21 protein-coding genes and 1 riboswitch are annotated in these 19,518 nt (G+C 69.4%); of the genes, 17 read left to right on the top strand and 4 right to left on the bottom strand.

From position 1 onward, the window contains the following. Positions 1-57 precede the first annotated feature (57 nt). From AB0B82_RS14140 to AB0B82_RS14115, 6 genes are all read left to right on the top strand, one after another. On the top strand, positions 58-1,251 hold the full coding sequence (locus AB0B82_RS14140) for an ATP-binding protein (RefSeq protein ID WP_360166802.1): 1,194 nt from the start codon (positions 58-60) through the stop codon (positions 1,249-1,251). Positions 1,252-1,340: 89 nt separating this feature from the next. After that, positions 1,341-2,207 (top strand): DUF3152 domain-containing protein, encoded by an 867-nt coding sequence (locus AB0B82_RS14135; RefSeq protein WP_360166799.1) that lies wholly within the window; start codon positions 1,341-1,343, stop codon positions 2,205-2,207. A 28-nt stretch (positions 2,208-2,235) separates the two neighbouring features. After that, on the top strand, positions 2,236-3,060 hold the full coding sequence (locus tag AB0B82_RS14130) for a hypothetical protein (protein WP_360166796.1): 825 nt from the start codon (positions 2,236-2,238) through the stop codon (positions 3,058-3,060). Then, on the top strand, positions 3,057-3,716 hold the full coding sequence (locus AB0B82_RS14125) for an alpha/beta hydrolase (RefSeq protein ID WP_360166793.1): 660 nt from the start codon (positions 3,057-3,059) through the stop codon (positions 3,714-3,716). The genes AB0B82_RS14130 and AB0B82_RS14125 overlap by 4 nt, the downstream gene beginning before the upstream one ends. 15 nt (positions 3,717-3,731) lie before the next feature. Continuing rightward, a riboswitch (TPP riboswitch) is annotated at positions 3,732-3,849 on the top strand. Beyond that, entirely contained in the window at positions 3,844-5,187 is a 1,344-nt protein-coding gene (locus tag AB0B82_RS14120) for a cytosine permease (protein ID WP_360166790.1), read from the top strand. Its footprint overlaps the riboswitch before it by 6 nt. Positions 5,188-5,402: 215 nt before the next feature. Continuing rightward, positions 5,403-6,086, top strand: coding sequence for a class I SAM-dependent methyltransferase (locus tag AB0B82_RS14115; RefSeq protein WP_360166787.1), 684 nt, complete (start codon positions 5,403-5,405; stop codon positions 6,084-6,086). 102 nt (positions 6,087-6,188) lie between these two features. On the opposite strand, the gene AB0B82_RS14110 is transcribed toward AB0B82_RS14115, so the two are convergent. Both AB0B82_RS14110 and AB0B82_RS14105 read right to left on the bottom strand, forming a co-directional pair. Beyond that, a complete protein-coding gene (locus AB0B82_RS14110) occupies positions 6,189-6,755 on the bottom strand; it encodes a methylated-DNA--[protein]-cysteine S-methyltransferase (RefSeq protein WP_360166784.1) in 567 nt (188 codons plus the stop codon). Beyond that, positions 6,748-7,239, bottom strand: coding sequence for a sigma-70 family RNA polymerase sigma factor (locus tag AB0B82_RS14105; protein WP_360166781.1), 492 nt, complete (start codon positions 7,237-7,239; stop codon positions 6,748-6,750). Before AB0B82_RS14105 ends, AB0B82_RS14110 begins: the two co-directional genes overlap by 8 nt. A gap of 144 nt (positions 7,240-7,383) precedes the next feature. Here AB0B82_RS14105 and AB0B82_RS14100 point away from each other — a divergent pair, with 144 nt between their 5' ends. From AB0B82_RS14100 to AB0B82_RS14060, 9 genes are all read left to right on the top strand, one after another. Further along, the gene (locus tag AB0B82_RS14100; RefSeq protein WP_350281628.1) at positions 7,384-7,455 is read left to right on the top strand and encodes a putative leader peptide; all 72 of its coding nucleotides are present in this window, start codon (positions 7,384-7,386) and stop codon (positions 7,453-7,455) included. A 183-nt stretch (positions 7,456-7,638) separates the two neighbouring features. Next, on the top strand, positions 7,639-8,181 hold the full coding sequence (locus AB0B82_RS14095) for a flavin reductase family protein (protein ID WP_360166778.1): 543 nt from the start codon (positions 7,639-7,641) through the stop codon (positions 8,179-8,181). After that, positions 8,174-9,220, top strand: coding sequence for an ABC transporter substrate-binding protein (locus tag AB0B82_RS14090; RefSeq protein WP_360166775.1), 1,047 nt, complete (start codon positions 8,174-8,176; stop codon positions 9,218-9,220). The genes AB0B82_RS14095 and AB0B82_RS14090 overlap by 8 nt, the downstream gene beginning before the upstream one ends. Further along, positions 9,217-10,053 (top strand): ABC transporter permease, encoded by an 837-nt coding sequence (locus AB0B82_RS14085; RefSeq protein WP_360166772.1) that lies wholly within the window; start codon positions 9,217-9,219, stop codon positions 10,051-10,053. Before AB0B82_RS14090 ends, AB0B82_RS14085 begins: the two co-directional genes overlap by 4 nt. Continuing rightward, on the top strand, positions 10,029-10,739 hold the full coding sequence (locus tag AB0B82_RS14080) for an ABC transporter ATP-binding protein (RefSeq protein ID WP_360166769.1): 711 nt from the start codon (positions 10,029-10,031) through the stop codon (positions 10,737-10,739). Before AB0B82_RS14085 ends, AB0B82_RS14080 begins: the two co-directional genes overlap by 25 nt. After that, positions 10,736-12,073, top strand: coding sequence for an LLM class flavin-dependent oxidoreductase (locus tag AB0B82_RS14075; protein ID WP_360166766.1), 1,338 nt, complete (start codon positions 10,736-10,738; stop codon positions 12,071-12,073). The genes AB0B82_RS14080 and AB0B82_RS14075 overlap by 4 nt, the downstream gene beginning before the upstream one ends. Positions 12,074-12,224: 151 nt before the next feature. Continuing rightward, positions 12,225-13,034, top strand: a complete 810-nt coding sequence (locus tag AB0B82_RS14070; protein WP_360166763.1) for a glycerophosphodiester phosphodiesterase family protein — start codon at positions 12,225-12,227, stop codon at positions 13,032-13,034. Between the two features lie 254 nt (positions 13,035-13,288). Continuing rightward, positions 13,289-13,705 (top strand): ATP-binding protein, encoded by a 417-nt coding sequence (locus AB0B82_RS14065; RefSeq protein WP_360166760.1) that lies wholly within the window; start codon positions 13,289-13,291, stop codon positions 13,703-13,705. Positions 13,706-13,755: 50 nt separating this feature from the next. Then, positions 13,756-14,727, top strand: coding sequence for a DUF5926 family protein (locus AB0B82_RS14060; RefSeq protein WP_360166757.1), 972 nt, complete (start codon positions 13,756-13,758; stop codon positions 14,725-14,727). A 253-nt stretch (positions 14,728-14,980) separates the two neighbouring features. Here AB0B82_RS14060 and AB0B82_RS14055 read toward each other — a convergent pair whose 3' ends face one another. Both AB0B82_RS14055 and AB0B82_RS14050 read right to left on the bottom strand, forming a co-directional pair. Then, positions 14,981-16,273, bottom strand: a complete 1,293-nt coding sequence (locus AB0B82_RS14055; RefSeq protein ID WP_360166754.1) for an arginine deiminase — start codon at positions 16,271-16,273, stop codon at positions 14,981-14,983. Positions 16,274-16,364: 91 nt separating this feature from the next. Continuing rightward, positions 16,365-16,955: a dihydrofolate reductase family protein gene (locus AB0B82_RS14050; RefSeq protein WP_360166751.1), complete on the bottom strand. Its 591-nt coding sequence runs from the start codon at positions 16,953-16,955 to the stop codon at positions 16,365-16,367. A gap of 201 nt (positions 16,956-17,156) precedes the next feature. Here AB0B82_RS14050 and AB0B82_RS14045 point away from each other — a divergent pair, with 201 nt between their 5' ends. Together AB0B82_RS14045 and AB0B82_RS14040 are read left to right on the top strand one after the other, a co-directional pair. After that, positions 17,157-17,954 (top strand): glycosyltransferase, encoded by a 798-nt coding sequence (locus AB0B82_RS14045; protein WP_360166748.1) that lies wholly within the window; start codon positions 17,157-17,159, stop codon positions 17,952-17,954. Then, complete coding sequence (locus tag AB0B82_RS14040) at positions 17,944-19,509, top strand: DUF2029 domain-containing protein (protein WP_360166745.1); 1,566 nt, start codon at positions 17,944-17,946, stop codon at positions 19,507-19,509. The genes AB0B82_RS14045 and AB0B82_RS14040 overlap by 11 nt, the downstream gene beginning before the upstream one ends. The last annotated feature ends 9 nt before the right edge of the window (positions 19,510-19,518 follow it).

The following is a 19,518-nucleotide window of genomic DNA, read 5'->3' as shown; positions in this document are numbered from 1 at the left end:
CTGGTCCTCGATCGGTCAATCTACGGAAAACGCTAGACGCACTCATACAGTGAAAGCATGGATCCGATCCGGAATCCCTACGCGCCCGGCGCCGGTCAGCGGCCGCCTGAGCTGGCCGGACGCGACACCGAGGTCCGGCAGTTCGAGGTGGTGCTCGAGCGGGTCGCCGCAGGTAGACCGGAGCGGAGCCTCGTGCTCAGCGGGCTGCGCGGTGTGGGGAAGACGGTGCTGCTCAACACCCTGCGCTCGCAGGCCATCAAACGTGCCTGGGGCACCGGCAAGATCGAGGCCCGCCCGGACCAGAGCATCCGGCTGCCGATCGCGCAGGCGATGCACACCGCGATGCGCGAGCTCGGACACCGGCACCGCGACGACGAGAAGGTCGACCAGTTCAGCGCCGTGCTGAAGGCCTTCGCGCTCCGCACCGCCGTGAACGACCGGAAAGGGATCCGCTGGCACCCACCCGTCGACGTGGCCGCCGCGAAGGGCCGGGCGGACTCCGGCGACCTGGAGATGGATCTGATCGAGCTGTTCACCGACGCGGCGGACCTGGCCGGTGACCTCACGGTCGGCGTCGGCCTGTTCATCGACGAGATGCAGGACATCAGCGCCGACGACCTGTCCGCGCTCTGCGCCGCCTGCCACGAGATCTCCCAGCAGAGCGCGCCGCTGGTCGTCGTCGGCGCCGGCCTGCCGCACCTGCCCGCCGTACTGTCCGCCAGCAAGTCGTACTCCGAGCGACTGTTCCGCTACATCCGCGTGGACCGGCTGGCGCGGGAGGCCTGCGACCGGGCACTGATGGTGCCGGCGGCGAGCGAAGGGGTCGAGTACGACGACGAGGCCCTGGACGAGCTGTACGCGCAGACCGACGGGTACCCGTACTTCGTGCAGGCGTTCGCCCACGCGACCTGGGATCACGCGCCGACGTCGCCGATCACGGTGAAAGACGTGGCGGTGGCCGCTCCCGAGGCGTCGGCCGAGCTCACGGTCGGATTCTTCGGATCGCGGTACGAGCGCGCCACGCCGGCCGAGCGTGAATACATGCGCGCCATGGCCGAGCTGGGGGTCGGTGTGGACGACGGCGCGGTCCCGACGGCGGAGGTCGCCAGCACCCTCAACCGCAAACCGCAGTCGTTGTCGCCTGCCCGCGACGGCCTGATCAAGAAGGGGCTCGTCTTCTCCGCCGAACGGGGCACGGTCGCCTTCACCGTCCCGCACTTCGGCAAGTTCCTCCGCACCCGCACTGCCTGAGTTGCTCGATCCCTACTGGGGGCGCGTCCATCCAGGCTTAACAGAACCGGGCTTTCTTGTTGCGGCAGGGATCGGTAGGGTCGAGTGCCATGACCACCCGGCGGAGCGGCCAGCGCACTGACGCGTCTGGGCGTCGGCGCGGTGGCAGGCATTCCCGGCGCAAGTCGTACAAGGGGCAGTGGCTCGTAGTCACCGCGCTGGCGGTGCTGGGGACTGTCGTGGTCGCGCACCCGGACGTCGCGCACCGGAACAGCCTGGCGGCGCAGGCGGTCGCAGGCGTCAGTGAGGCGGTCGCGGAGGTGCCGACAGCACCGGCGGCGCCGAAGGTGATGCCGACGCCGATCGCGACGCCGACGCAGAAGTTCACCACCCCGTTGCGCCCGGCGCCGAGCCTGACGCGCAAGCCGAAGGGGGCGAAGCCGAACGTGCTGGTGTCGACCGGCAAGCTCGCCGTGGTGCCCGGCGTGAACAAGGCGACCGGTGAGCGCGACAAGCTGACGTACCGGGTGGAGATCGAGCAGGGCATCTCGGTGAACGGTGCCGCGGTGGCGGCGAAGATCCACCAGACGCTGACCGATGCGCGCGGCTGGCAGGCGCTGCACCCGGTGAGTTTCGAGCGCACCGACCGGCCGGACGCCGACCTGCGGATCATCCTCGCGACGCCGACGCTGACCGACAAGCTCTGCCTGCCGCTCGACACGGGCGGCGAGGTGTCGTGCCGCGTCGAGGATCGGGTGGTGCTCAACGCGAAGCGCTGGCTGTACGCGATCCCGGCGTACAACGGCGACGTCGAGCTGTACCGCAGCTACCTGGTGAACCACGAGGTCGGCCACGCGCTCGGCCACGGGCACTCCAGTTGTACGACCGCGAAGACCCCCGCGCCGGTGATGATGCAGCAGACGAAGGGGCTGGCCGGCTGCCTGCCGAACGCCTGGCCGACGATCAAGGCGACCTGAGAAACTGGGTACGACGGGAGGAGCAGCGATGTCGTCACAGGACTTCCCGACGTACGGCCGCGGCAACGAGCCCGAGCAGCAGACCCCCACCGAAGAAGAACACCACTACGCGCCGCCCACGCCCTACGGCGGCGGGACGTACGCGCGCCCGCCCGTGCGCACCGAGCAGACGCACTACGCGCCTCCTCAGCCGTACAGCAGTCATCCCGGGTACGGCGGCCCGCCCCCGGCGCCGGGGAACTCGGCGTACCAGCAGCCGCCCGCGTACCGCCCTGGCACCCCGTACGGCGCACCGTCGAACCCGCAGCCGCACCAGCTCCCGACGTACGGCCGTGACGTCCCGCCGCGTGATCCGCGCGCCGCACGCGTTGTCGGCCTGGCCACGTTCGTAGCAGCGATCTACGGCCTGCTGGTCGTTTCCGTGCAGCGAGTGGCGCTGCGGGAGATCTCGCAGGCACCCGGCTCGCCGCTGAACCACCCGCTCCGTACTGATGTGCTGGACGCCATCGGGCAGCTCCTGCTCCTGGTGGTCGGCACGGCGGCGCTGGTGATGTGGATCCGCGACGTACTCGCCCGGCTGAAGGCAAACCGGCGCCCCGACCCCGCAGAGCTCACCGGACTGCTCCTGGTAGCGGTGGCGGCGGTGCTGATCGTCGTCTGGCTGTTCATGGTGTTGTCCACAGGTCTCGGCGGCAACGACGGTGCGGTCCATCGACTGCCCACGGCGTACGGCTGGGGCGGCGCCGGTCTGCTGATCCTCGCGGCCGGTCTGTTCCTCGGGTACCGCGAGCTGAAGCCCGACGTACCCAATCCGGTCGTTCGGGACGCTCCGGCCAAGGCTCCGTGGGAGTGAGCGTTCCGATCGTGCTCGTGCCCGGCCTGGGCCTCGGACCGGAGTCGTACGCGCGGACCGTCGAGCACCTCACCACGCCGTACCACGTGGTGACTCTGCCCGGGTACGGCGAACCCGCCGGCGCACGTGAGGACCTGCACCCGCGGGCGCTCGCGGTCGCACTGGCGGAGAAGATCCGCGGGCGGTCTGTGCTGGTCGGCCACTCGGCGAGCTGCCAGATCGTCGTCGAGACAGCGGTCCGGTACCCGGAGTTGGCGCACGCGCTGGTCCTGGCCGCACCGACCGGTGACGCGCGGATGTCGAGCTGGGTCGACCGCGCGGTGCGGCTCGTCGGCTCAGCGATTCCCGACGTACCGAAGCTGGTCCGGATCAGCCCGCAGTACGCCCGGACCACGCTGCCGTCGATCGCCCGCGCCGGTGAGGCGTCCCGTGTGCACGACCTCGCCGCCAGCATGCCGTACGTGCGGGCGCCGGTGGTGCTGGTCCGCGGCAAGCACGACCTGCTGTGTACGGCGGAGTGGCTGGAGCGGCTCTCCGCACTGTGCCGCGGCGAGGCCCGCACACTCGACACCGGCGCGCACATGCCCGTCGTCACGAACGGTCCGGAGCTCGCCGCGCTGATAGAACGAGCCGCCGCGCTGCCGGAAGATATCTGACGCGTTAAACTCTCTGTGTCAACCAGCGGGAGCTCGCACCGAGATGCGCGGGCTGAGAGGGCGACAGCAGGGTCGCCGACCGCCTGAACCTGACCGGGTAATGCCGGCGTAGGGAGTGGGGTCACTCATGACCGATACAGCTGTTCGTCCTGCCAGTAGCACCGAGGCGCCGCTGGTCCTCACCACGGACACCCCGCGCACGCTGGGGTTCTTCGACCAGTTCACGCTGTGGGGCAACTTCGGCATCTCACTGTTCGGCCCGGTCACCGGTGCGCTCGTCGCGGCGTACACCGGTTCGCTGTGGCAGGGACTACTCGCGGTGCTCGTCGGCTGCGGCATCGGGGCGCTGGTGCTCGGTGGTGCAGCGGTCTTCGGTTCGCAGACCGGTGCGCCCGCCATGGCTTGCCTGCGCGGGCTGTTCGGGCGCCGCGGTTCCATGGCGCCGACTGTCCTCAACATCGCGCAGAACGTCGGCTGGGCCACGATGGAGATCATCGTGATCTCGCAGGCCGCTGTCGCGGTGACGAGCGAGCGCTGGCGCTGGCTGTTCGTCGTACTCGCCGGAGCGATCGCGACCGCCATGGCGGTACGTCCGCTCGGCAGCGTGAAGGTACTGCGCAAGTTCATGGTGTGGCTGGTGCTGATCGCGTCGGTATACCTCTTCGTGCAGGTGCTCAGCAAACCGGCACAGCCGCTGCCGCAGGACGGCGTGTTCGGCTTCTGGCCCGCCGTCGACCTCGCTGCCGCCGGCGTGGTGTCGTTCGCACCCCTGGCCGCGGACTACACGCGACACTCGCGCACCAACAAGGCTGCGTTCGCCGGGTCCGCGTTGGGGTACGGCCTGGCTGCCATCGGGTACTTCTCGCTCGGCGTGGTCGCGGTAGCAACCCTGGGGACCGACAGTGAAGGCGTCATCACCGCACTGGTCACGCTGCCCGCCGGTGCGATCGCCCTGTTCGTCCTGCTCGTGGACGAGGTCGACGAGGCCTATGCGAACGTCTACTCGACCACGATGGCCGCCCACAACCTGATCGGCCACATCGACCGACGCTGGATCTCCGTGGCGATCGGTATCGTTGCCACCGGCATCGCGCTGTCGATCAACCTCGGGAACTACACCCAGTTCCTGTACCTGATCGGATCCGTCTTCGTACCGCTGTTCGCGGTGGCGATCGCCGACTTCTTCGTGGTGAGCAAGATGCAGTGGGACGTGTCCAGTACGGCGAAGTTCCGCTGGCAACCCGCTGTCGCGTGGCTGATCGGGTTCGTCGCGTACCAGCTGGTGAACCCGGGCACCGTGGCCGGCTGGTCCACGTTCTGGACCAAGCTCCAGCAAATCCTGTTCGCCAGCCACCCCGTCCCCACCTGGCTGGGCGCCACCTACACCTGCATCATCATCTCCATGCTGGCCGCCGTACTCCTGGGCCGAGTCGGCCGCCGTACCGCCGTGGACAACCAAGTCGGAAGGTGACGAGCGGGCGTCGGGGGGTTGGCGCTGCCCGCCAGGTGTCTGGGGGGTACTTGCCTTGTGGTGAGTTTGAACAGGTTATTTGCTGTTCGAGGTCCCCATTTGGTGTTCAGACCCCCGATGCGTGGTCACGGTCTCGAACGAGCGGCACCGCGACCCGTTCTCAGCACGTGACAGCCGCTGGACAACTGACCCGGAGTAACCGGAATACTTGCGCCATGCTGAATTCCGCACTGCGTAGCCGGGCCGAGTATGCCGAGCTCGGTGCCGACGGACTTGCCGCGCGTACTACGCCGGAGCGGGACGCCCTGATCGTGAAGGCGGTCGAGGAGCTGCTGGAGGGGCGCGAATCCGTGCTCGACCTGTGCTGCGGGTACGGACGGATCGCGGTGCCGTTGCGGCGGGCGGGCAAGGTGGTGCGGGCGCTGGACATCTCGCCGAACCTGATCGAGGCAGGGCGGGCGAAGGCGGCCGAGGAGGAGTTGGCGATCGACTGGGCGATCGGGTCGATGACCGATCTGCCGTACAAGTGGGACTCGTTCGACGCGGTGATCTGCCTGTGGACGGCGTTCCACGAGTTGTTCGCGGAGGACGAGCAGATCTCGACGATCTGCGAGATCTCGCGGGTGCTGAAGCCGGGCGGGATCGCGATCATCGAGGGGCCGGTGTGGGGGCCGGCGACGGCGGCCGAGATCGCGAACGGGATGCGCCAGGGGCCGGAGCACCGGATCGTCACGACCGAGCACGACGACGACCGCAGCAGCGTGCACTTCATCCACGACGAGATCAGCTACGGGCGGCTGTGTGCGGCGGCCGGAATCGACGACTATATGGTCTACAAACGCGACTGGGGCGGGCGCCGGCGGCTGATCCTGGAGATCCACCAACCGGCAACTTCCTGACCCGTCAAGTAGAAGTCAAGAAGGAGCAGATCCCCACTCCACATTGGGGATCTGCTCCTTTCCATTCCGAGTGTAAATCCATTCCGCACTATTCTGGAAAACTCAGCTTTTTGCTTCGAGATTCAGCAAGAATCGCTTCGCGTCGAGCCCGCCGGCGTACCCGGTGAGCGCGCCGTTCGCGCCGATCACCCGGTGGCACGGCAGCACGACGCAGACCGGGTTCGACCCTAGTGCGGTCCCGACCGCGCGGGCCGCCTTCGGTTTGGCGATGTCGTGGGCGACAGCGCCGTACGTCGTGGTCGCGCCGTACTGCGTCCGCACCGGCAAATCGTTGAGCACGAGTCGCTGGAACGGTGTCGCGAGCGTGAGGTCGACGTCGAGGTCGAACGTACGGCGACGCCCGGCCAGGTACTCGTCGAGTTGCCGTCGTACGTCGTCCAGCGGGCGAGCCTGCCGCAGAACCCGCGGGGAAACCGCCCGCGCGAGCCGGGCGGTCATCGTCTCCTCGTCGTCGAACGAACTCGCGACCACGCGCCCGCCGGCAACCGCGAGCAGCATCGTGCCGATCGGCGTGTCGTGCAAGACATAGGCGACATCGGCATCCGGTAGGACAGGCGGTTTCAGGTCTGGGGTGTCGAGCCGGGCCAGCCGGCCTTCGAGGTCAGTCATCGTGTGCTCCGAGTTTGGTGCGCAGGGTCGCCAGCGCGTCGCTGACGAGCCGGCGCGACGCGGCGGGCGTGGTGTCCAGGGCGGCGGCCACGCCGTGGTGGTCCAGGTCGCCGACGTACTTGAGCGTGATCGCGAAGCGTTGCCGCTCCGGGAGTTCGTTGACCGCCCGCCACAGGTCGGGGTCCGGCCAGGTGGCGGCGTCGGGTCCGTCGACCGCGATCGGCGGCGCCTCGTCCAGCGGGCTCTGCGGTTTCCGGGCCCGGTGGACGTCGGTCGCGCAGCGGGCGGTGATGGTGAGCAGCCAGCTGCGCAGGTTCTTCGCCGACGTCAGCGTGGGGTACGCCGCGTACGCCTTCTCCCAGGCGCGCTGCGCGACGTCGTCGCCGTCCTGCCCGGCCATCGCGCGCGCCAGCCGGGCGACGTCTCGCCAGTGCGCGTCGATCAACGCCTGGAACGGCGGCAATCCGACCTTCTCCCGAGCCATCACGCCAGTAGAACGCACGAGTGACCGTGGATGTGAGGGCAACCCGGCGGCGTGTCGTCCCACCGGTCGGATGGTTTCGGACCGCCGTCCCGGATGGCGAGATTGTCTAGTTAGTCAGTCGACTTTAATGAGAAAGTAGCTGACATGACGACGACACACCTCACCCGCCGTCGCGTCATCGATCTGCTGCGGACGGCGAGCGCCACCTGTCGGTGACGCGTCCTCAAGCGCCCAGTCGCCACCGCCCGCGTGTCAGCACGCGGCCCTGAGACAGGCCCCCGCCGCTCGAGCCTCAGCCCTGTGCACCGCTGCGCACGGTCCGGCCGAGCACGCCTGAGCGCATCGGGGACGCCTCGTCTCACGTCACCTGTGGTCCCTGCCCCGTTCCGAGGGAGAGACATGTCTGTACCTGCCGTACATCGTCCTGCCCTGTCCGTGGTCCCCGACCGAGCCGAAGAGCGGGTCGTGGACGCCGAGGTTTACAAGTCCGTGTTCCGTCGCCACGCCGCCGGCGTCGTGGTGATCACCGCAGACGCCGGCCACGGCCCCGTCGGATTCACCGCCACCTCACTGGTGTCGATCAGCCTGCTGCCGCCGCTCGTCTCGTTCGCGATCGCCACCAGCGCGTCCAGCTGGCCGACCGTGAGTACGGCGGGCAGCGTCGTGATCAACTTCCTCGCCGACGACCAGCACGCGATCGCCGGCCGGTTCGCCACCAGCGGGATCGACCGGTTCGCCGAACCGACCCGCTGGTCGCGGCTGGCGACCGGCGAACCCGTGCTGGACGACTCGCCGAGTTTCCTGCGGGCGCAGATCGCGCACCGCTTCGCCGTCGGCGACCACTACCTGGTCGTCGCCCGCCTGGCCACCCACACCGAACGCCGTGAGCACGACCCGCTGCTCTACCACGACGGCCGCTACGCGAAAGCCCACCATGTTTAGAAGAACACGTCTCCTTTCCGCCCTCGCCCTGCTCGCCGTCGTCGCGGGCTGCGGCAGCAACGCGGCCGCCGACGGCGGCGCGAAGCTCGCGCTCGACGCGGACCTGCCGACGACCGTCCCGGACGGTACGAAGATCGTGGTCGGTGATCCCGCCACGGAAGTCGCGCTCAAGCTGTCCGGTCAGCTCGACAAGGTCTCGAAGTTCGTCCAGTTCGCGAACCTGAGCGGCGGACCGCAGACCACCGAGGCGTTCCGGGCCCGCGCGCTCGACGTCGGCTCGGTGGCCGAGATCCCGCCGATCCACGCGACCTGGACCGGCCTGAAGGTCAAGATCGTCGCCTCGAAGTTCCGCCAGGACCCGCTGAACCACCCGATCTACCAGCTCGGCGTGGCGCCGGGCGTCGAGGTCAAGAAGCTCGAGGACCTGCGCGGCAAGAAGATCGCGTTCAGTCCCGGTCAGGCCCAGGGCGCCCTCGTCCTCAAGGTGCTGAAGAAGGTTGGTCTGACCAAGGAGGACGTCAAGCTGGTCGAGCTGCCGAGTACCGGTGACGTGTACTCGAACGCCCTGTCTGCCAAGCAGGTCGACGTCGCGCCGATCGGCGGCGTCCAGGTCAAGCGTTACCTGACCAAGTACGGCAAGGACGGCGCGTCGACGATCCCGCACGGCATTCGCGACGACGCCGGCCACCTGTACGTGGCGCAGGAGTCGCTGGAGGACGCGGGCAAGGCGGCCGCGATCCGCGCGTACGTCGCCGCCTGGGGCGTCGCGCAGGACTGGATCGACAAGCACCCCAAGGAATGGATCGCGGGGTACTACGTCAAGGACCAAGGCCTGACCGAGGCCGACGGTCAATGGCTGGTCGACAACGCCGGCCACCCGGACATCAGCGCCGACTGGAGTGACGCGATCGAGCGCCAGCAGGAAACCGTCGATCTGCTCTCGAAGGAGACCGGCAACAAGGAGATCGAGGCCAAGGACCTGTACGACCTGCGGTTCCAGACCGTCGCCGCGGACGCCATCAAGGGAGGCGCCAAATGAGTGCGACCACACTCCCCGGGCTGCGCACCGCCGCCGCGACGAGCCCCGTCGTACGGCGCCGGCGCCTCGGTCCGGGCAAGCCGATCAAGTTCGGGGCCGCGATCGGGCCGGTGCTGCTGCTGGTGATCTGGAGCATCGGATCCGCGATCGGTTGGATCGACCCACGAGTCCTGTCCGCGCCCTGGACGGTGCTGACGACCGCCGCTGACCTGATCGCCGACGGCCGCCTGCAGACGAACCTGTGGACCTCGGCGCAACGCGCCCTGCTCGGCCTTGCCTTCGGCATCGTGCTCGGTGTCTCGCTCGCGCTGATCTCCGGCCTGTCCCGCCTCGGTGAGGCGGTGCTCGACGGCCCGATCCAGATCAAGCGCGCGATCCCCTCGCTGGCGCTGCTGCCGCTGCTGATCCTCTGGCTCGGCATCGGCGAGTCGATGAAGATCGTCACGATCCTGCTCGGCGTCTTCGTCCCGATCTACATCCACACCCACAACGGCCTGCGCACGATCGACAGCCGGTACGTCGAACTCGCGCAGACCGTGGGCCTGTCGCAGCGCGAGTTCATCCGCCGCGTGGTACTTCCGGGCGCACTGCCCGGGTTCCTGCTCGGCCTGCGGTTCGCGGTCACCGGTGCTTGGCTGTCACTGGTGGTCGTCGAGCAGATCAACTCCACCAGCGGCATCGGCTACATGATGGAGCTCGCCCGCACGTACGGGCAGACCGACATCATCATCGTCGGGCTGGTCGTGTACGGCACGCTCGGTCTGCTGTCCGACGCGGGCGTCCGCCTGATCCAGAGGAGGGCGCTGTCATGGCGGCGAACACTGGCCTCCTGACCGTCTCCGTCCGGGATCTCGTCCGGCGGTACGACGATCGCGCCGTCCTGGACGGCGTGGACCTGGACATCGAGCCGGGCGAATTCGTGGCCCTGCTGGGCAAGAGCGGCTCCGGGAAGAGCACGCTGCTCCGGGCGCTGGCAGGTCTCGATCACGACGTCGCCGGTTCCGGTGAACTCGCCGTACCGCAGAACGTCTCGGTCGTCTTCCAGGACTCGCGTTTGTTGCCCTGGGCGCGAGTTCTCGAGAACGTCGTGCTCGGCCTGCGCGGCGCCGACGCCCGCGGTCGGCAAAGCCTCGAGGAGGTCGGCCTGGCCGGCCGGGAGGACGCCTGGCCGAACGAGTTGTCCGGCGGTGAGCAGCAGCGGGTCGCGTTGGCGCGGTCGCTGGTCCGGGAACCGGAACTGCTGCTCGCGGACGAGCCGTTCGGCGCGCTGGACGCGCTGACCCGGTTGAAGATGCACGTCCTGCTGCGGAAGTTGTGCGCCGCGCATCAACCCGCCGTACTGCTGGTGACGCACGACGTCGACGAGGCGATCGTGCTGGCCGATCGAGTGATCGTGCTCGACGCGGGCCGGATCGTCGCCGCCGAAACCATCACGCTGGCGGCGCCGCGTAGCGCCGCCGATCCAGGATTCGCCGCGGTCCGCTCGCGGCTTCTCGACGCCTTGGGAGTATCGGAATGAGCAGGCACCTGCATTTGAACGCGTTCCTGATGAGCACGGGACATCACGAGGCGTCCTGGCGGTTGCCGGAGAGCAACCCGTTCGCCAACACGTCGGTGCAGCACTACCAGGAGCTGGCGCAACTCGCCGAGCGCGGCAAGTTCGATTCGATCTTCTTCGCGGACTCGCCGGTGCTGTTCGGGAACGTCGGGCGGCGGCCGGCCGGGTCGCTGGAGCCGACCGTGCTGCTGACCGCGATCGCGGCCGTGACGTCGCGGATCGGGCTGATCGCGACCGCGTCCACGACGTACAACGAGCCGTTCAACCTGGCCCGCCGGTTCGCCAGCGTGGACCACGTGAGCGGCGGCCGAGCGGGCTGGAACGTGGTCACGACGGCCGGTCCGGAGGCGGCGCGCAACTTCAACCTGGCCGATCAGCCCGCGCACGCGGAGCGGTACGACCGCGCCGCCGAGTTCCTCGAGGTTGCGTACAAGCTCTGGGACTCGTGGCAGGACGACGCCGCGATCGCGGACAAGGAGGAGGGTGTCTGGGCGGTCCAGGAGCGGGTGCAGCCGATCGACCACGTCGGCCGGCACTTCCAGGTGCGCGGTCCGCTGAACCTGCCGCGTTCGCCGCAGGGGCATCCGCTGATTGTCCAGGCCGGCTCGTCGGAAGACGGCAAGGGGCTGGCGGCGCGGTACGCCGAGGCGGTCTTCACGGCGCAGCAGACGCTGGCGGACGCACAGGAGTTCTACCGCGACCTGAAGGCCCGTACGGCGGCCCTCGGGCGGGACCCGGAGTCGATCAAGATCCTGCCTGGGATCGTGCCGGTGATCGGGTCGACGGTCGCGGAGGCGGAGCGGCTGGAGCACCGGCTCGACGCACTGATCCGGCCCGAGTACGCGCGGCTGCAGCTCGCCAAGACATTGCGGGTCTCGCCGGAGGACCTGCCGTTCGACCAGCAACTGCCCGCGGATCTCCCGGACGAGGACGAGATCGAGGGGGCGAAGAGCCGGTATACGCTGATCGTGACGCTCGCGCGGCGCGAGCAGCTGACCGTGCGCGAGCTGATCGGGCGCCTCGGCGGTGGCCGCGGGCACCGGACGTTCACCGGGACGCCGGAGCAGGTCGCGGACGCGATCCAGCAGTGGTTCGAGGCCGGCGCCGCCGACGGGTTCAACGTGATGCCGCCGGTGCTGCCGTCCGGTCTGCAGGTCTTCGTGGACGAGGTGATCCCGATCCTGCAGGCCCGCGGCCTCTTCCGCACCGAGTACACCGGCACGACCCTGCGCGACCACTACGGCCTGCCCCGGCCCGCCGGCCGGACCCAGCAGTTGGCAGACGCCGCCGTCTGAGGGATCCCCAGGCCATCACAATCACCCGCAATTCCCTGCGGTGTGCGTGGCTGCGCGGCACGGCGCACATTGTGATGGCCTGGGGGTCCGCGTCTCACCGCCGCATGTCCATGCCGTTCATCCTCCGTCGGTGTGTGAAAGAGTTTCCTTTATGCGGAAGCTCCCGCGCGTCGTTGCCCATCGCGGCGCCAGTGACCTCAATCCCGAGCACACTCTCGCGGCGTACCAGCGGGCCATCGAAGCCGGCGCGGACGGCCTCGAATGCGACGTGCGACTGACCGCCGACGGCCACCTCGTGTGTGTCCACGACCGCCGCATCGAACGCACCTCGAACGGCCGCGGCGTGCTCTCCACGATGAGCCTCGAGGAACTCGAACAGTACGACTGGGGCTCCTGGAAGACCCCGTGGGCCGAACTCGACGAGGAGGCCGAACTGCCCGGCCTCGACGTCCGGAAGGTGCTCACGCTCGAGACCCTGCTGGCCACCGTGCGGGACGCCGGGCGCCCGGTTGAGCTGGCCATCGAGACCAAGCACCCGACCCGGTACGCCGGACTCGTCGAACGCCGGCTGATCGAGGCGCTGGACCGCTTCAACTGGGCGCATCCGAAGGTCGGCAGCGAGTCTCCCGCCCGGGTGATGAGCTTCTCGTGGCTGTCGCTGCGCCGGATGCGCGCGTCGGCGCCCGGCCTCCGGACCGTACTGCTGATGGACCGGGTCCCGCTGCGCTTCCGGGACGGCTCGCTGCCGACCGGCGTTTCGTACGCCGGACCGAGCCTGGAGATCGTCACGGCGCATCCGGAGTACGTCGACCGCGCGCACAAGCACGGACATCAGGTGCATGTCTGGACGGTGAACGCCGAGAACGACATCCGGCACTGCCGCGACATCGGCGTCGACGCCGTGATCAGCGACCGTCCCGAGGTCGCGATCCGGGTGCTCGCCGAGAACCCGGAGAGATAGGACGCCTACGTCCGGTGCGGAGTTTGTGACACACCGGGGCGAATTTGTGTGTTGTGTGTCACGCGGTGCGGATACGTAGCTGAGTGAATGCGGGCGGTTATCCCGAACCGTCAATTTCTTCGATTTCGTTACGGTTTTCAGGTTTTACGGCGTGATCTTCGCTGAGCTGTGTAACGGAATACCCGCAGGTGTTTTCCGGGGCTCGTTCGTGGGCAGAAGTCACTGTGGCTGAACCGATCATCGAGGAGCCCTGCTTGTCCTCTGCGACCCTGCCCGCCGACGTGAGCGTCGTGGACGTCGTACTGCCGCACGAAGTCTCGGCGGTGGCTGACGCCAGGCGCCGTCTGGCGGCGTACCTGAAGCGCTACCGGGTCACCGACGCGGCGTGTGACGACGCCCAGCTGGTGCTCTCGGAGCTGCTCTCGAACGCCATCCGGTATGCGCCGCCGCTGCCGGCCGGCGAGGTACGGGCCGCGTGGTGGATCGACCGGGCCGGGATCCACGTCGAGGTCACCGACGGCCGCGGCGACACCGAGCCGCAGCGGATCAGCGACCCGCACCCGGAGTCGATCGGCGGCCGCGGCCTGGCCATCGTCGACATCCTGACCTCCGGCTGGGACGTCCGGACCGCTTCCTCGCACCGCACCGTGCATGCGGTCATCCCGAACTGAGTCCCGGCTGGTTGGCCCTCAGGTGGGCTCGGCTGTAAGACTGCGGGGTTATGGGAAAGAAGTCGCGGCAGCGCGCGAAGAACACGACGACGACCGTCACGCTCGACCCGGCCGATCTGGTGGACGTCGGGCCGCGCGAGCCCTGCCCGTGCGGTTCGGGCAAGCGGTTCAAGCAGTGCCACGGCAAGGAGCGGGCCCAGGCCGCCGACACCTTCGTGGTGCGGCCGTTCGAGGGCCTGCCGTCGGAGTGCGATCTGATCGCCTTCCGCGAGATCGTGCCGGCCGGGACCGCGCAGGTCGAGCTCACCGGTGAGCACGCCGGAACGGTGATCAACCTGGTCACGCTGCTGCCGATGGCGATGCCGGGCATCGTCCGCGACGACGAGTCGATCTGGATCGGCCTGCAGACGCACGCCTCGTCCGGTGACCCGAGCCGCGACGTCGGCCACGCGATCACCGCCGCCCTGCGGACCGAGCCGGGCAACCCGGTCCAGGTCGGCGACCTGATGAAGGACGGCCCGCGGCTGCAGGACCTGATCGACACCAGCAAGCCGATCGACGTCAAGGTCCACGAGGGCTTCGACTACTGGGTCGGCGAGAACGTCGAGGACCCGACCGGTGAGGTCGCCGCCGGCCTCGAGCGCGCGAACGCCGCGGCCGCCCCGACGGTCCGGCTGGACTCGGTCGAGGCGGCGTACTGGACCAAGATCGGCGACCGGATCTACCTGCGCTGGGTACTGCCGCACACCGAGGACACGGTGCTCGACGCGCTCGCCCGGCTGCACGCCGCCGGGTCGTCCGCGATCGTCGAGGGCAGCCGGCTGATCGGCTCGTTCCGGGCGCTCGGCGTCCTCGCGCCGGTCTGGGAGCTGCCGACCGGGACCGAGGCCGCCGACGTCGAGAAGCCGGCGGCGGAGTTCGCCACCGCCCTCGAGAAGGCGCTGGCCACCGAGGCACCGCTGACGACCGACGAGCGCGCCGCCCGCGCCGGCCTCGCCAGCCGCCAGCTCACGATCCGCTGACCCACGCTCGAACGACAGAACGCCCGGCTGAGATTCTCAGCCGGGCGTTCTGCTGTGTTCACTGGTCCAGTCCGGACAACGAATCCGGCGTGGAAAAGGTGGACGGCCCAAGTCCTGCTGACGGGGGAGCAACAGGGCCTGGGCCTAGCCATGAAGAGTACTCAGACCCGGGGCCGCGCACAAGCCCCGATTTCACTCCGCGTGTCGCCCACCTCACGATCCCACCGTCCAGGTCTGTTCCGGCCAAAGTTGATCAGCGCGCAGTGACCGTGGCCGTGACCGGGGCGCGAAGGATGGGGCAGGACATGCAGCGCGGGCCGCCGCGGCCGGAGCCGAGTTCGGAGCCGGAGATGCGAACGACCTCGATGCCGGACTCCTCCAGCCGCGCGTTCGTCTCGACCGTGCGCTCGTACGCGATGCACACCCGCGGCGCCACAGCCAGGGTGTTGTTCCCGTCGTCCCATTGCTCGCGCTCGGCGGTCACCGGGTCGAGGCCGGTGTCGATCCGCCGCAGCGTGTCGATGCCGAGCGCCTTCGCGGCCGCGACCAGGAACGGCTCGGGCTCCGCGACGTGCAGTTGGTCGCCGTCGGCGGTGACCGCGAGCGCCCGCATCTCCTCGGCCATGTTCGGGTACATCAGCACGGCGTCGGTGTCGACCATCGTGCAGACGGTGTCGAGATGCATGGTCGCCCGCTGCTGCGCGATCGGTACGGCGAGCACGGTGTGCGCGAGCCCCTTGGTGAACACGCGCCGCGCCAGCCGCTCCACACCGGCCGGCGTCGTCCGCTCGCCGACGCCGACCGCGAGTACGCCGGGTCCGAGCGCGAGCACGTCACCGCCCTCGACGTGCTCCAACTGGTGGTCGTACACCTTGTCGGCGCCCGCGAACCGCGGGTGGAACGTGTAGATCAGCTCGGTCAGCTGAGTCTCGCGGACCCGGGCGGGCATCGCCAGCGAGGTAACCGCGACCGAGTCCCGGATCCAGACACTCGAGTCGCGGGTGAACAGCAGGTTGGGCAGCGGGTCGATCAGGAAGTCCTCGTGTGCCAGCAGCGAGCTGACCAGACCGCCCGCCCGCACCTCGTCGTTGCGGACACCGGCCATCAGGGCCTCCGCCAGCGCGGCCGGGTCCAGCTCGCCGAGGGCCGACCGGAGGTAGCCGCGGAGGGTGTCGCCGAGCCGGAGGTCCTCGGTCGCCCCGGCGACCGCCTGCGCGCGAGCGTCAGGATTACTCAGCGATTCCGTCAGCAGCTCGCCGAGGTACAGCACCTCGACGCCGCGGTCGCGGAGCACCTGGGCGAACGCGTCGTGCTCGTCCTGGGCCCGGCCGACCCACGGGATGCCGTCGAACAGCAACTTGTCGTTGTTGCGCGGGGTGAGTCGCCGGAGCTCGTTCCCGGGGCGGTGCAGCAGCACCGTCCGCAGCGGACCGACCTCGCTGTCGACGCCGTACGGCGTGCTGCCCGGTGTGCCCGGGGTGTCCGGGGTGTCCGGGGTGTCCGGGGTGTCCGGGGTGTCTTGGCCGTCCATCCGCGTCTCGGTCATCCGTCCGCCCTTCGCCTCCGCCGTACCCACCACGCTACGGCAACTCGGTCAATCTGTCTGATTGTCCGACAATATGCGTGAGAAGGCCAATTCAGGAGCGGCTCCGGTCGTAGATCAGGCACAGCGCGCCGGACTCGGTCGGCCGCGCGTCGGTCAGCTTCCAGGACGAGGCCGGCAGCCCGTCCTCGAACAGCCGGTCGCCGCCGCCGACCAACTCGGGCGCCAGCACGAGCGACAGCCGGTCGATCTCGTCCGCGGCGAGCAGCGGCCTGATCAGGCTGACGCTGGCCAGGATCACGATCTCGCCGCTGCCCTCGGACCGCAGTTGCTTGACCACGTCCGCGGGGTCGGCGTCGACGATCCGCGAGTTCGCCCAGGTCGGCTCGGTCAGGGTCGTGGAGAAGACGACTTTTTCGGTCTCGGTCATCCACCGCGACGCGAGCCGGTCCTGCGGCGCCGCGTTCTCGTCGTCGGCGACCCCCGGCCAGAAGCCGGCGAAGCCCTCGTAGTTCTTCCGGCCGAGCAGGATAGTGGTCGAGCGCTCCGCCATCCGGACCATGTGGTCTCGGGCGCCTTCGGTGATCGCGTGCGGCACGATCCAGCTCATATCGAAGATGCCGCCGGCGCCGTGCACCCGGCCGTCGAGCGAGAGCGTGATGTTGGCGGTCACAGTGCGGGTCATTTCGGGTACCTCGTCCTTCGTCTCGTTCGTGGTGTTCGGATACCGAAAATCCTGCCGCCGCGACCGGCCCGGAACATCTGCCACCTGGCCGACATGTTCCGGCGACCTGGACGAGACGCCTGTCGTACGAAAGGACGAATATCCCCGGCCGACCGGCTACGGACGAGGTCGATCGGCTGCAGAGGAACTAGGCTGCGGTGCGTGTCCGATGCAGACCTGTCCACCGAACCGTTCGAGCGTGCCGTCGCCTGCGTGATCCCGGCCAAGGACGAGGCCGACCGGATCGCGGCGACCGTCGACGCGGTGCACAGGATCATCGGCGTCGACCTGGTCGTGGTCGTCGACGACGGCTCCGCCGACGGTACGGCGGCAGCAGCCGAGCGAGCCGGCGCGGTCGTCGTACGGCACGAGCGGAACCGCGGGAAGGCCGCCGCGATGGAGACCGGCGCGGCTGCGGTCGCGGAGCGCGACGGGGCCCGGCCGCGGCACCTGCTGTTCCTGGACGCCGACCTGACCGACACCGCCGCGGCGGCCGGTCCGCTGCTCGAGCCGGTCCAGGCGGGTCGTGCGGACATGACGATCGGGACGCTGCCGGCGCAGGTGCGAGCCGACGGTTCGAAGGCCGGCGGCCACGGATTCGTGGTCCGGCTGGCGCGCGCCGGCATTCAGGAGGCCACCGGCTGGGCGCCGGAGCAGCCGTTGTCGGGGCAGCGTTGCCTCACCCGCGCGGCGTTCGACTCCGCCGTACCGCTGGCCGCCGGGTTCGGGGTCGAGACGGCCCTGACGATCGACCTCGGGCGGAAGGGCTTCCGGATCCTGGAGGTGCCGATCGAGGTCCGGCATCGCGCCACCGGGACCGATCTGCGCGGGCAACTGCACCGCGCGAAGCAGTACCTGCACGTCCGTCGCGCGCTCGCCGCCCGCAGCGCGCTGCCCGCGGACGGTGGTGGGCCGTCGCTGCGCACGCTGGTTCCGCGGAGACTCCGCAATGAGCACTGAGTCTGCCCTCGAGCCGACGACCGGGGTGGGACGAAAGTACGGCCGCCGGGCGGTTGCGCTCTACCTGGCGAGTGCGGCGCTGATCGTCGCGACCGGACTGCTCGGTCCGTCGGTCGTCGTGCTGACGCTGACCAACCGGCACCCGTGGTTGCCGTCGTACTGGTTCGACAGCAAGCCGAACGACTGGCTCGTGTCGGTGCTGATCTGGGTCGCGATCCTGCTCGGCGGGTACGGCGTCTTCCTGGCCACCAAGGCGCTGAAGCACGGCTGGGCGCCGCGCGTCGACCGTTTGCTTGCCTTGGGCATCGGTACGGTCTTCGCCATCACGTTGGTGCCCCCGATGGCTTCGGGTGACGTGCTGATCTACGCGGCGTACGGACGGATCATGGCGCTCGGCGGCGACCCGTACACGGTGTCCCCGGCCGACACCATCCGGCTCGGGTACGACCCGGTGATCGCCGCGACCGAGCGGCCGTGGCAGGGCGCGCGCAGTGTGTACGGGCCGATCGCGACCTGGGTGCAGTGGTTGTCCTCGCTGATCGGCGGCGACTCCGCGCAGCTCACCGTCTGGATGCTGCAACTGTCGGTCGCGATCGCGATCGTCGTCACCGGCCTGCTGCTGGTCAAGCTGGTCGGTAAGGACCTGCCGGCTCGCCGGCGGGTGATCATGCTCGGCCTCGCGAACCCGCTGATTTTGTGGTCGGTGCTGGCCGGCGCGCACAACGACGCGATCGCGGTGATGTTCGCGGTGATCGCGCTGGTGCTCTTCCGGCGGCACGTGTTCCTGGCCGGCCTCATGATCGGTGTCGCGGGCTGCACCAAGTTGTCGATCGGCCTGGTCGGCGTGGCGATGCTGTGGGCGCTGCGGGCCGACCGGCGCAAGTGCGTGTGGTTCTGCGGCGGCGGCGCCCTCGCGATGGGCGGCCTGTACGCGATCGTCGGTCTGCAGGCGTTCCAGCAGGCGCGGTCCCAGACGTCGTTCATCTCCACCGGCACGCCGCACAAGGTGCTGCTGAGCTTTTTCACGCTGTTCCTGCCGAACGGCCTGGTCCGCACCGTCCTCGCGATCCTGGCCTGGGTGGGCCTGATCGTGGTCGCGATCCTGCTGACGCAGGTGTTCCCGAAGTCGCTGGTCCCGAAGACGCATCCGGAGGACCCGACACCGGCCGCGATCCGGTACACCGCGATCTACGCGATCGCCTGGGTGCTGACCGCGATGTACTCGCTGCCGTGGTACGACGTGATCGCCTGGGTCGCCCTGGCCGCGGTGGCGGCGTCGAAGGTCGACGGGCTGATGGTGGTGCGGACGACGATGCTCGCGATCGCGTACGTGCCCGGCCGGGATCCGAACGCGCGGCAGGTGGCGGCGAGCCTGACGGATTCGCTCGAGTTCTTCAGCGCGCGGTTGCGGGACACGGTGTGCCCGGCGATCGAGTTGGCCGTGCTGATCGGGTTGATCGTGTGGGCGCGGCGCAACGGCGCGCAGTGGTGGCCGTACGACTGGCCGCGGCGCAAACAGAAGCCACTCGCGGAGAAGCCCGCCGAGGCGCACTGACGCTCGGCG

This window comes from Kribbella sp. NPDC048915, assembly GCF_040649595.1.
Taxonomy (GTDB): domain Bacteria; phylum Actinomycetota; class Actinomycetes; order Propionibacteriales; family Kribbellaceae; genus Kribbella.
This window is presented reverse-complemented; position numbering and strand designations above follow the sequence as displayed.